At 32.8% G+C, this 14411-nt stretch carries 6 protein-coding genes; all 6 read right to left on the bottom strand.

Going from position 1 to position 14411, the window contains the following annotated elements; all coding sequences use genetic code 11:
* Positions 1-3948 carry a DUF1588 domain-containing protein gene (locus tag FHR24_RS06810; RefSeq protein ID WP_167185779.1) on the bottom strand — a complete coding sequence of 1316 codons (3948 nt, stop codon included), beginning with the start codon at positions 3946-3948 and terminating at the stop codon, positions 1-3.
* Between the two features lie 143 nt (positions 3949-4091).
* Positions 4092-7940 carry a hybrid sensor histidine kinase/response regulator transcription factor gene (locus FHR24_RS06805; RefSeq protein WP_167185776.1) on the bottom strand — a complete coding sequence of 1283 codons (3849 nt, stop codon included), beginning with the start codon at positions 7938-7940 and terminating at the stop codon, positions 4092-4094.
* Positions 7941-8160: 220 nt separating this feature from the next.
* Complete coding sequence (locus tag FHR24_RS06800) at positions 8161-9714, bottom strand: sulfatase-like hydrolase/transferase (RefSeq protein WP_167185773.1); 1554 nt, start codon at positions 9712-9714, stop codon at positions 8161-8163.
* A 15-nt stretch (positions 9715-9729) separates the two neighbouring features.
* Positions 9730-11148: a sulfatase-like hydrolase/transferase gene (locus tag FHR24_RS06795; protein WP_167185770.1), complete on the bottom strand. Its 1419-nt coding sequence runs from the start codon at positions 11146-11148 to the stop codon at positions 9730-9732.
* A 143-nt stretch (positions 11149-11291) separates the two neighbouring features.
* Positions 11292-12734 (bottom strand): alkaline phosphatase D family protein, encoded by a 1443-nt coding sequence (locus FHR24_RS06790; protein WP_167185767.1) that lies wholly within the window; start codon positions 12732-12734, stop codon positions 11292-11294.
* A gap of 16 nt (positions 12735-12750) precedes the next feature.
* Positions 12751-14343, bottom strand: coding sequence for a glycoside hydrolase family 28 protein (locus FHR24_RS06785; RefSeq protein ID WP_167185764.1), 1593 nt, complete (start codon positions 14341-14343; stop codon positions 12751-12753).
* Positions 14344-14411 lie beyond the last annotated feature (68 nt).

The following is a 14411-nucleotide window of genomic DNA, read 5'->3' as shown; positions in this document are numbered from 1 at the left end:
CTACATTTTTTTAGAAAAAGACGGACTTAAAACAATCTCTTTAATGATGGTTTGAAACTTATAATTGTCTTCTCTTACTTTTTTAACAATGTTGTCAATCTCTTTATCATCGGCAAAAGTGACATTTCTACCCAAAGCATAAGCAAATAAATGCTTAACTACAGATCTTGTAAAATCTTCACTTTTTTGTGCAATGATGTATTTTTTAATTCCTTGAATCCCCACAATCTCAGTTCCATCTGGCAATACAGATTTAGAATCAATCTGTTTTCCTTTGGCTTTATTCTGAAAACGACCTACTGCATCAAAATTCTCAAACACCACTCCGTAAGGATCAATTTTTTGATGACAACTTATACAAGAAGGTTTGTTTCTATGCAATTCCAATTGCTCCTTTAACGTTAACTTGTCAAAACCTGGAGTGTCTGGATCAATTTCTGGTACGTTGGGTGGTGGTGGTGGAGCAGGATCTCCTAATATTTTCTCTTTTAACCAAACCGCTCTTTTTATAGGGTGTGCTTGTTCTCCATCGGAATGCCCGTTTAAAAATGCTCCTTGCGATAACAATCCGCCACGGTTTAAATCTTGAGTAATCGCCACAGGTCTAAACTCATTTCCTTTAACACCTTCTACTCCATAAAACTCAGCCAAATTCTGATTTAACATGGCAAAGTCTGAATCTATAAAGTTTAAAATACTTTTGTTTTCTTTTAAAATATAATTTAAAAACTCATACGTTTCATTACTCATATCCGCTTTTACAAAGCGTGTGTAATCTGCATATTGCTTTACACTTGTGTTCATTCCATTGTGCCTGTCTATACGCAACCACTCTGTAGCAAATGAGCGAATCATTCTCATTACCTTTTTATCGTTGACCATTTTCTCTATCAACATTGGTAATTCTTTTCTAAACTCTCCTGAAGCCACCTTGTTGATCAACTCTTCATTTGGAGGTGAATTCCATAAAAAGTAAGACAGTTTAGATGCCAAGTAATAATCAGATTTTTTTTGATCTATATTAGGGTTGTTTTGATCTAAGATGTATAAGAAATTAGGCGAACAAAGTACAGCTACCAAAGTTTCTTTTACTCCTGTTTCATAACTAGCATGATCTTCTTTTATAGATTGCCAAAAACTCATATAACGATTCAGCTCATTCTCATCTACAGATCGTCTAAAAGCTCTTTCCATAAATTTGGTAAGTACCTCTCTTGTATAAATTTCTTTATTTTCTTTGTTGGGTGAATCAAAGAAAATAGCAGTATGACTTTTTGGTGGCCAAACAGGATGATACGGCATTTCTAACTCTATATTTTTAACCAACAATACAGGTCCTGTTTCTTGAGCATCTTTTACTAAAAAATCATTCCAAAAACCAATATGCATCATGTTAGAAAACTCTCCAGTATCATTAGGATTGTATACGGGCACAGGTAAATCTTCAAAATAGCCTTTAAACTCCAATTTTTGAGAGTCTCCAAAAGGTGTTGCTACTTGTTTAGAAACATCATAGTTTAAATAATCTTGACCATCATCTGTTCTGGCTCCTGCAAATGTTCTAATAGATGGAAAATCATTTTGGTACTTTTCCATATTGTACTTAGACTTCCCTCTAATTCCTTTCAATATTAGGTTTCCTTCTTCAATAGGAGTTAGAATTACACGGTACATTCCTACAAAAAAAGGTCTTTGTACAAGCCCTAAGTGTTTTCCTTTTTTTAAATACACCAAACCTATTGGTGTTACCGTAGTTTCTTTTTCTGCTTGTTTAACCTCCTCTTTAAACAAATGAGATATTTTTTGCCCTCCGTTTCCTAACAAACCTATACTAATAGATCTTTTTTCATCTTTATGCACATACGGATGCACCATGTCTATCTGATAATATCCCTCTTTTTTTACGTTGTATTTAAACTTTGCATTTACCCATTTGGTAATATCTTTAGCCTGAATTAAGGTTTTATCTTCATTAATGATTAAATTTTTTCCTTTTTTAACATCTACATCTTTGGCTTGAATCACAATAGATTCTGCTGTTTTTACTCTTGGTTTTTGATTTTTTAAAGGAAAAACCATTTCACTATGTTCATCAATATACCCTTTTGATGCTTCCATTCTAAAAGCAAAACTTCCTTCCCCCATAAAATAATTTTTCACCACCATTTTTACATTGGGTGACGGCCCTTGCCAAGATTTTGGAGGTACTTCTTTGTGAGGTTTGGCAGAATGCATTAACAATCCTTCTTTTACCACACTATGCCTATCAGGATCTGATCCCCTAAAATCAAACCCAATATTATTTTTAATGGTATCGTAATTATTTGTGTTTTGATACCCTTCATCACCCACAGCAATTTCTACTAAAAAGTCTTTCTTATCCATGGCTACAGATTGAAATCCACCAAACTCTGCTCCTGGTTTATCAGCTCCAATTCCTTTTCCAAAAGTTACTTTGTATTTGGTAGCTTTTGGTTTGTCTCCCAATACTATCGCTTTGTCTAAAGCTTCTCTTGCTATTTTTTGATAATAATCTATATGTAAAGGAGAGATTTGTAATACTTCTCCGTTGTTACTAAATCCCATTTTAGATTTTCCATCATCTGGCAATACATAACCAAAGTTGATAGGCAACCCTAACAGTTCGTTTAGCGTATGCGTATATTGTTTTTTGGTCAACCTACGCATTACTCCATTATTAGCTACTTGTTTGGCATCTGATGCTTTGGCTAAAGAAGAAGTCATCCAATCTACAATAAGTTTACGTTCAAACTGAGTAGGTTGTTTTTTCTTTTTGGGAGGCATTTCTCCTTTGTTAATTTCATCTAAGGCAGAATTCCATTTTTCAGCATCGTGACCTTTGATCATGTCCCAATTTAAATTATCCAAACGCATGTTTCCTTTTTGCCTTTTTTGATTGTGACATTGGTAACAGTATTTTTCAAAAACAGGCTGAATGTTTTTTCTGTAATGTGCCTCTTCTTTGGATAGTTTTTTTGTGGATGTTTTCTCTGCCAAAGCTAAAACCTCTTTCTCTTTTTTAGTTTTTTCTTTGCGATCTGCAACAGTTGGTTGTTGTACTTTTTCTTGCTTAAAGGAGTTTTGAATCCAATCTATAATTGAATTTCTTTGTGATTCTGTTAAGGGTTCTTTTTCTTCTGGTGGCATATTCTGTTCCGTAACTTCGTACAAAATATCATCCCAAATTTTAGCTCCGTGTGGAGTGGTTATGTCCCAATTTAAATTGTCTAATCGTAAATCTCCTTTTTGTTTGTTGGCATTGTGACACTCGTAACATCTTTGATCTAAAATAGGTTGTATTTTTTCTACAAACTCTTTTATATTAGCGGATACAGAATCCTTTTTTTCCTCTAATACTTTTGTATATAAACTTTCTTTTTCTGCTTCTTTAATTCCTAAAACTGCTTTTAAACTTTTAGGCATGTCTTTAGTTAAATAACCATCACCATGAGTTAAAGAACCACCATAATGTCCTGCTACAGACAAAACCATAACATTAATTCCCAACAAAACTTTGTAAACATTTTTAAACTTAGGCTTGTGGGTATATAACCAATAATGTAACACCAACAACCACATACATAAAATTGCGGTGGCAAACCCCAACCATTTGTGGTAACCTAAAATTGTTTTGTTATATCCTCCTGTAGATGCCAATAAAAAACCTGTAACTACGGTAGGTATTACGGTAAGTACCGAAAACCAAAGCAAAGGTTGTGCAAGGTTTTCTAAATTTAATTTTGGATTGATGAGTTGAAAAATCTCTACCACAAACAAAGCCAACAAAGCACCTATGGGTAAGTGTAAAAACAACGGATGAAAATTACCTATAAAAGCTCCCCATTCTGGATTAGAATTTTCTGGAATAAAAATTAATGCCGATATACATAGGGTAAAAATGATGGCAGCTATAAGTCTTAATTTCATTTTTTGTTGATTTCTTTGATTTTGGTAAACTGTTGATTTTTTAAACCAATTCAAATTTAACCATCATATCATCAAAAAAAGAGGGGTATATTCCTTAAAAAAGGGGGGATACATATTAATTACTCCCAAAAACATATGTTCTGCTACTGTTCTCTAAGCTTGTTCTTCTTAAACTGCAAAGGGGTTAGACCATTTTTCTTTTTAAACAGGCCTCTAAAATACTTGCTATCATTGTATCCTAAGAGATACGTAATTTCATTAAAAGAGTAATCTGAATTTAACAAAAACTCTTCTGCTTTTTTAATTTTTACGGTAGTGATCAATTCATTTACAGATTGCCCTGTATAGTCTAAAACTTTTTTATACAACACACTTTTAGACATATTCATTCTTTGAGTTAGCAATTCTATGTCTAATTTTTTATCTATAAATTCCTCTTCTATCACCTCCATTATTTTATTGATAAATATTTTTTGTGGAGTATCTTTATTTTCCGTTTTTGGAGTTAAACTAATTTCTCTGTCAAATTTTTCTTTGGCTTGTGCTAACAGTTTTAAATGATTTTTAATTTTTAACAACAAACTATCAATATTCAATGGTTTAGAAATATAGTCATTGGCTCCAATAGCTAAAGACTCCAACTCCATTCCGCTAAAAGCCGTAATTACAATTACTGGAATGTGAGAGGTTCTAAGATCACCTTTTAACACATCGCAAAGCTCAGCACCATTCATATCTGGCATTTTTAAATCGGTAAGAATTAAATTGGGCTTTTTAGTAATGGCCACCTCTTGGCCTGCTTTTCCGTTGTTGGCCGTGTAAATTTTATAAAACGGTTGTAGTTCATAAACAATATACTCTCTTAAATCGTCATCATCTTCTACTACCAAAATGGAATGCTCTTTATCTTCTTTTACAACATTCTCCTCATTACTTTTTTCTTGCTGTTTTGTAGTTTCTTCTTCTACTGGTAATGCAATGCAGATTTTGGTTCCTTTGTTGTATTCGCTTTCTACATTTACATTCCCATCATGAGCCTCTATGTATTCTTTTACAATAGACAAGCCTATTCCTTGCCCAACGTTTTTAGTGTCTGTCTGATAAAATCGTTTAAAAATTCTGTTTAGTTTGTCTTTTCTAATTCCAAACCCGGTGTCTTCTACACAAATATCTACAATTTTAGTAGCTTCATCAAACACAACTCCCAAGGTGATGCTTCCATTTTTAGGGGTGTTTTTAAAGGCATTGGATAATAAATTGTACAACACTCTTTCTATTTTTTCCTTATCAAAAAAGACAATTAATTCTTGTAGCTCTGTTTTTAAAATTAAGTTGATTTGTTTCTGAGAAGTTTCAAAATTAAAACTATCAATAATGTTATTTAAAAACAAAATCAGTTCTACTCTTTGAATGTTTAAGGTTAAATCTCCACTTTGTATGGTACTAAAATTTAATACCTGATTGATCAAATTGATCAATCTATTGGTGTTTTTAGAAGCCGTTTCTAACAAAAACTTTTTTTCTTGTTCGGGCATTTCTTGACCTATCATTTTTTCAATAGGTCTGCTAATCATGGTTAACGGAGTTTTTAAATCGTGAGAAACATCGGTAAAAAATTTAATTTTTTCTTGATCAGTTTCTCGTAACTTTTTCTCTATTCCTAACTGAATGTCAAACTCCTTTTTTAATCGGAACCTTATAATTAAGAAACGAATCATTACCAATAACACCAATATTAGAATAGTGACAAACCACCAAGATTTCCAGAAAGGTGGAGTCATATACAAGTTGATTTTTTTGATCTCAGAATTCCAAACTCCATCCTCATTACTACATTGCAACTGAAGGGTATGATTACCGTAAGTAAGATTATTAATCGTAAACGTAGGAAAACGAACCGAACTTGTGTGCCAAAATTCATCATCTATTTGATATCTGTATTTTACACCATTTGGAGAAACGTAATTGGGTACAGAAATGGTAAAAGACAAATAGTTTTCGTAATGTTTTAGATTTTTTAAATCTTCTATATTTTTACCGTTTACCCCATTCACCTCCACATCTTCTACATAAATAGAGTATTGGTAAGGACTTTTTTTAAGCTCTTTGGGGTTGAATTTTATAAATCCTTTATTCACCCCAAAATACATGTTATTGTCTTCTGCGTAAATAGAAAATCGGTTGGTTATTTTGTTGGCTGCATCTCCAAAACCTTTGTAATAAGAACTAAATTTTTCTTTTTTTATGTTTAGTTTGCTCAACCCTAAATTGGTTCCCACCCAAAGTGAATTGTTGTCTTCTGCTAAAATAGTAGTGGTATAATTGTGAGACAATCCATTTTCTGTAGTGTAGTTTTTTTGAACAATGTATTCTTTTTTATTAGAGTTGTATTTTAATTTACTCAAACCTCTAGAGGTGGCTGCCCAAACATGTGTTGGAGTTACATAAATAGATTGAACAGTATTACTTCCTAAGTTTTTAGAGCGGTTGATGTTTACCACATCTACCACCTGATGATCTTTGTCTAAATTAAATTGAAAAATTCCTTTATTGATGGCACTTGCCAAAATGGTATTGTGTTGTTCATCGTACACCAAATAGTTTACATTACTCCATTTTAACACCGGCAAATGTTCAAATGTATTTTTCTGAATGTTAATTCTAGAAACTCCCCTGTTATTCCCTAACCAAAAAATATTCTCTTTGGTACGAATTCCGGAATTGATGTATTTTAATTGATTTTGTTTTTTGGATACTTTTAGAACTCCTTCAAAATCTTGTTTTTTTGAATTGTATGTGTATTCGTAAACTTCTCTACGGGTAAACACATAAAAAAGAGAATCGTTGTATTTTTGAATACATCTAACATTTTTTTTAGTTAAGTATTCTTTTTCTTCTTTTGCCTTAAAGTTTCTTCTGATAAACCCCGCATTTCCAGATAACCATTTTGCTTCTGTAAAATCTTGAAATACTAACTTTTTGGTATGATCGCTATAAACTTGTTTAAAGTTTAAGTTAAACGGGTCTTGATCGTTATAATTTAGTTTTAACAAATCGTTGTTAGAAACCACTAGCCAAGCATTGTTTTGTTTGTCTATAAAAGTTTCTCTACCGTTCTGAATGATTTTATGTAGCGGAATTTTTACAAGCTCAACATTAGGTTTTGCAACATCTATCTGATACAAATCTGTAAAAGAAGTCACCAATATTTGATTTCTTTTCTCATCAAACTCAACCCATTTAATTCCGTTTACAGAGGTTTTAATGGTTTTCCACTCTCCTTTTTCCGTATTATAAATATTGATGTTTTTAGAATTGTCTCCTATCCAAACATTGTTATGGGCATCTACACAAATACTGGTTGCATTTACGGGCATTTCTACCGTTCTCAGTAATTTTTCTGCTTTGGCATCAAACATAATCATGTGAGTACTCATCACAAACCAAACAATATTCTTTTTATGATATCCTAACCGTGTTCCTGCAACATCACTTATTTTTATAGGTTGTATATTATTGAGGTCTACGTTTTTTAAAGAAAAATAATGAGGTGTAATATATCCGATAAATAACTTATCATTACACAAAGTCATACTATTTACATCCGAAAACAATTCATCTTTCTTGAATCTTATTTCTTGTAAATTTTGGGTTGACAAATCATAACAATACAATCTATTGTCTTTGGTATCTAGCCAAACACGTCCAAAATTATCAAACTCAAACTTTTTAATTCTTCGTAACGGAAAATCTGGATGATTGTTTAAAAAAGCATGTTGTTCGTATTTATAGCCATCAAAACGATACAGTCCGTCTTCTGATGCAAACCAAATAAATCCTTTTTTATCTTGCCTTACTCGGCTCACATCCGTGGTAGGTAAATCTGTTGTTTCAAACAAAGAAATAGCCTCTATATGTTGAGCGTTTACTTCTAAAGAAAGTAACCCTACAAAACATATAACTCTAATAAGGATGACTTTTATTTTCTTCAAATCTAAAATTCTATTATTTTTAATAAAAAGGAACATTTAAACAACTATTGTTTTTTATTTTTTGATTGTATTGTTATTTTTTCAACTTTTTGACAAAATCAGCAAAACAAAAATAGATTTAAAATTGAAAATCACTATTAATTTTAAAGAAATAAAAAGATTAAAAAAGAGCCAAGAAAATATTTCTTGGCTCTTTACTTTTATGCTTTCCTACTAAATCTTAATAATATTGCCAAAAATCTACATTGGTTCTATCTCCATCTGCATAGTCTTCTAACTCCATAGCTTTTTCTCGCATTTCTTTTCGCATTTCTTGCATTTTATCATAATACTCAGGAAAATCTGCTAAGTTTAAAGTTTCCCAAGGATCTTTTTCTGTGTTAAAAAGTTGTGTAACTCTAGATCCTAACATTCCTTCTACTCTAGGTTTTCCATATTTTTCTAAGGTAGGAGCTCTTACATATTCAATCAATTTATAAGCTCCTTTTCTAAAAGCTCTTTGATGCTGACGATATGCATGGTAAGAATACTCTCTTATTTGCTCTTTTTTATTTTCTATAACTGGCAATAAACTTTCTCCATCTATGGTGTTTGGTTTTTCAATACCAGCCAAATCACAAACTGTTGGAAAAATATCGTGTACATAACTCAACGCATTTACTCTTCTTCCTTTATTTTCTTTGGCAATCAATCCACCAGAAATAATAAAAGGAATGTGAATTCCATCTTCATCATAAATATTTTGTTTTCCTAACAATCCATGGTTTCCTACTGCCAATCCACTATCTCCTGCCATTACAATAATAGTATTTTCATACTGTCCTGACTTTTTTAAAGATTTAATCACTCTACCAATCTGAGCATCTAAATGTGTAATAATTGCATAATAATTTGACAAATGTTTTCTGGCAACTTCTTTATCACGTGGCCATTTTCCCAATTGTTCATCACGCAAAACAATATGTCCGTTATGAAAAGGATGTTGTGACATATAAGAAGGTGTTAACTCCATTTTATCTTCTGGATACATTTTTTTGTATGTATCTGGAGCCTGACGAGGATCGTGTGGAGTTGGAAAAGCCAAATACATAAAAAATGGTTGTTCTTTTTTGTACTCTTTGATAAATCCAGCAGCTTCATCAGCTAATACTTCAGACACGTGTGGTCCTACTTTTTCTGTTGCTGTAGGTCCTCTTTTATCGGTTTTAGCCAAAGGTCTTTTTACCACCTTTCCTTTTTTATCATACTCTAACAAATAACAGTTTTTTCTGTTGTATTTTGTAGGGTCAGTTTCCCAATCGTGGTAAGGCATACGGAACTGATCTGTTAAATAAGCAGGTTTCCCTGATACTTTAGCACCATCATGGAAAGATCTAGCCAACGTATTAAAATCTTGATGCCATTTTCCTACATGATAAGCATAATAGCCTGCTTTCATAAACGTTTGTCCCATGGTGGTATGACTTTCAGGAACATCAAACCCTCTCCCTTTTAAATGGAATAATTGTTTACCCGTATGCAACATAGCTCTACTAGGCACACAGGTTGCTCCTGTAAAAGCTCCCATTAAATAAGTTTTGGTAAAAGCCATTCCGTTTTCTGCAAGCTTGTCTAAATTAGGTGTTTTTACAGGCATTCCTCCCAAAGCATGCACTCCGCTATACCTATGATCGTCTGTATAAATAACCAATACATTGGGCTTTTTTTGAGCGTAATTGTAAAAACTCAAAAGTGTTAAGCTAATAGATAGTATTAATTTAATTTGTTTGTTCATTCCCTCCTTTATGTTTTAGTTTTTAACCTTAACCTCTTTAGGAACAGCTGTCTTAAAAAACTGATCTCTTAGTTTGTGATAGCTTTTGTAATTCAACATTTGAGGTTTTATATTATCTGAATCCCAAACCTTCCATTTCGATTTTAATTCCTTTGCTTTTTCTGGATTTTTATTTAAAATATCATTTTGTTCTCCTATATCCTTAGGTAGGAAAAACAATTCTGGTTGTTTACTATCTCTATCCAACACATGTTTGGTTCCATCTGCAGCCAACACAGACCATTTGTTTCCACTCTTCCAGTAAATATAATCATGTGGAGCACCTTTGTCTTTTCCTGTAGCAAACGGAATTAAATCTACTCCTTCCATTTTAGGAGCTGCACTAGCATCTCCCCCAGCAACCTCTACAGCGGTTCTACCAATATCTAAAGAGTTTACAGGATAATCTACCACAGTACCTGGCTTAATTTTGTTTGGCCAACTTGCAAAAAACGGAACGTGAACTCCACCATCGTATAAGTTTCCTTTTCCTCCTCTAAAAGGTTCGTTGCTAGATCCATTCCATCCCTTTGTACTTCCATTTTTAGACTGAGGTCCACCGTTATCACTCAAGAAAAAGATCAACGTATTGTCATAAATTCCATTGTTTTTTAAAGACTGAATTACTGTTCCTATTCCACGATCCATAACATCTACCATAGCTGCATACACTCTTCTTTTTTTATCTTTAATGTGTGCATATCTGGCAATGTCTTCTTTTGGAGCCTGCAAAGGCATGTGTGGGGCATTGTATGCAACGTACAAAAAGAAAGGATTTTCTTTATTTTTATCCACAAAACTGGCTGCATCTTTACTTAAAGCAGTGGTTAAATAGCCTTCAAAATTATCTGCTTTTTTATTTCTTTCTAAAGGTTGTAAATAAGCTTCCCAAACTTTTTTAGTTCCATCAATTCTAAAATAATCATGTCCGCCTCCTAAAAACCCATAGAAATAATCAAAACCACGGTTTAAAGGATGAAACTCTGCTGCAGCTCCCAAGTGCCATTTTCCAATAGCTCCTGTTTTGTAGCCCACTTCTTGCAATCTTTTAGGAAACAGTTTTTCTCCTTTGTCTATTCCCATATACGGATTTGCAGGATCGTAAGCTGGATTGGTTTCAAAACCAAATCTTTGCTGGTAACGACCCGACATTAATGCTGCTCTACTGGGTCCACAATAAGCATGGTTGGCATATCCTTGTTTAAAGAAAACTCCATTTTTAGCCAAGTTGTCTAGGTTTGGTGTTTTGATATCTTTTGCTCCCGTAAAACCTGTATCTGCATATCCCATATCATCGGCCATAAATATAATGATATTGGGCTTTTTGTTTTTTTGAGCATGCCCAAATGTAATTCCTATAACTGTTAAAGTAAAAAGTAAAATTTTAGTTTTCATATAAGTTCTAATTTGTTGATAAAATAATTTTAAATGCTGTTTGATTGCATTTTAGTAAAAGTAGATCTATACTCATTTCTCATTAAAAAGATATCGCTAAAAACAGAACACAAATGATTCTTTTGTTCTGTTTTCTATAAAATCTACTTTTTGACTACTTCTTTATTTACTTCATTTCCATCTACATCGTAGTGAATAAATTCTATGGTTGGTTTTCCTTTTTCACGATAGACCTTAACTCCTAAAAACCCTCCTGCCACTCTTAAAAATTTATGTTCTGGCTTTTTATCATCTGGTGACCAGCCTTGTGCGTGTGCATCGCTAGAAGGACCTTGAGAAAACTCCATCAATCCTGTTTTAGTGTCTTTAGAAACATATTGCCAATGACGGTCTCCGTTTAACACAAACATGTCGTGCTTTTTTAAGAATTTTCTTAACCAATCTCCTTCTTTTTTAAAGGCTATATTGGCATGATTGTCACTTTTATCAGAAACTCTATCTGGTCCAACTACTGGAGTTGCAGACACAAATAACTTAAAGGTAGCATCCGATTTTTTAACAGATTTGGCAAACCATTTTTTTTGTTCTTCTCCGTAAATAGTTTTGTCTTTTCCATCTTTTAAATGATTGGGAGACCGGAACTCTCTTCCTTCTAACAACCAAATCTGTACATCTTTTCCCCACCTAAAAGTTCGGTAAGGTTTTCCTACCAACGGAGCTTGTTCGTACCAAATACTCAATCCATCTTTGTAGGTAATTTCTCCAAAAGGTTGCATCCCAGGATACGAATCGTTACTCAACAAATCGTGATCGTCTTTTTGAAGATACAGAGGTACATTGTTATAAAAATCTACCGAAGCTGGCCAAGCATTTATCGCATGCCATTTCATTCTAGCTTGTGCAATATTTAAAGCCATAGGCCCTGGCTTGTCGTAATAAACAAAATCACCCGTCTGACAATGAAAGTTAGGTTGTAACTTTTTCATGGCATCATAAATTTTAAAACCACGTTTTTCATCATCATAATCCCAAAAATACTGACACGTTGAAGACGTAAAAAACACAGGAACAATATCATTTTTACTAGGAGCTGTGGTAAACTGTCCCACAATTTTAGTCGATGTTTTTTTAGGTTTAGTTACTTTGTCTTTCTTTCTAATTCTTGTGTGCTTTCTACCTAAAATCTCCACTTTGTAGGTTGTGTTAGGCTCTAGGTTTTTGATGGCTTTTTTAAACGTATAATCCTTTAAAGAAGAAACAAATTCCCAATCCAATTCAACTTGATGATTTTTACTGATTAATTTCACCTTTACCTCCCCAAAAGCTCCAGAAACCTCACCATCTAATTCGTCTACCGGTTGGTTGTTTTTGTATTTTAAAGGAGCTCTATAAGGTGCTTTTTTTCTTTGATGTGTAATAGGATTTGGCAAAGGTTGACTACACAAACGAGTCCAAATTACAGCTGAATTTTCTGTGACTTCTCCTATTTTTAATCCCGTTGTAAAATACACAAGATCTTTTTTGTTTTGACTAAATACCTGTAGTCCTAGTAACAATCCTAACAGAAAACAAATAGCTTTTTTCATTCTTTTTAAGTTTTATTTATTTCAGTTTTACAGCATTCCTTTTTACCTCTTCTGACAATAAAAATGACTTCTTTGCTTCTAATTTTTTTACTTCTGTATTTTTGATTACAATTCCTTTGGTCATCTTTCCTTTTACCTCTAATAAAGCAGCAACTTTTCCTACAGATTTAATGTTGTTTAGGTTGATGTTTTTACTGTTGTGCATTAGCACACCAGAACCCGCTTTGGGTTTTATATCAAAAGTTACATTTTCAAAATCACTGTTTAAAACATCATCCATCACTATGGCTGGTCTATCATCATTAGCACGCAAACCCATTGTTACATTCTTTATTTTCAAACCTTTTATATGACGTAAATACATTCCGTAAGAAGGCAACACTCCAAAAAATAATTGCTCTGGATACCTAGCTTCATCTTCTTTAACCACATTGTTTTTGGCATTGGTTTCTCCAAAACCTGTGTATGAAAAATTGATATTCTCTAACGTTACATTTTCTATATAATGATTTGGCAATCCGGTAAACATCAATCCTTCTGTAGGCGGATCCATTCTACCCGTTAACCTAGCGTTGATGTTTTTAAAGTGAATGTTTTTTATTTTTCCAACAGGTCTCCCCTCTGGTTTGGCATCTTTTTTATAAACTTGTTTGATGGATTTGCTGTAATCTCTCCCCCTATTTCCTAAACGTATAAAAATAGGCCCGGAACAATTAAACAAATCAATATCTGATATTTGTACATTTTCAATAACAGCACCATCAACCGCTAACAATTTAATGGCTCCATGACGACTGTCAAAAAACTGACAATTTCTAACCACAACATTTTTAAATCCCGTTTTAGAAGCGGTTCCAAATTTTAAGGATGCCCAATAACTACTCACCGTACAATTTTCTACTAAAAAATTCTCGCAAATTTTATCAACACTACTTTTTAAACAAATGGCATCATCTTCTACCTGCAAATTACAATCTCTAATGGTTACGTTAGAACACCCATCAAAGTTCATCCCGTCGTTATTTTTGTTTTCTTTATTATAAACCGATGTATGATGAATATATATATTGTCACATTCTTTAAAATACACACACCAAGAACCAGAGTTTTTAATAATGGCATTGTCAAACTCTATATTGTTACAATTCTCAATTCTAAATAATTTTGGTCGTTCATGACTGTGTTTAAACATGTATCCTTTTCCGTTGATTTCACTACGTGGATGTCCAATAATTTTAATGTTCTCTTGTCCTTTGGCATAAAATAACGATTTAGAAAAATGAGGTTCTTCGGTACCTAAAGGAATATCGGCATAATCTTTTAAAGATGAGCTACCAAACAGTTCTGTGTTGGCTTCCATCTTAATAGTTACATTACTTTTTAAGAACAAAGTTCCCGTTACATATTGTCCTTTGGGAACAATTACGGTTCCTCCTCCATTTTTATGAGCAGCATCTATGGCTTTCTGAATGGCTTGGGTGCTTACTACGTTGTGTGATTTTTTAGCTCCATAATCTAATATATTATAGTCTTGAGCTATTGTATTTACACTTATTAAAAGCACTAAACAAGTAAGAATTATCTTTGTAGATAAAAATTTAAATTTCATAAACTTATTATTTTACACAAACAACGTGTTCGCACACGTTTTTAATTAAAAAATATATTATTCCAAAA

The organism is Wenyingzhuangia heitensis, assembly GCF_011762155.1.
In the GTDB taxonomy this organism is placed as follows: Bacteria; Bacteroidota; Bacteroidia; order Flavobacteriales; family Flavobacteriaceae; genus Wenyingzhuangia; species Wenyingzhuangia heitensis.
Note: the sequence above shows the minus strand (reverse complement) of the source record. Positions and strands in the feature narration are given on the sequence as shown.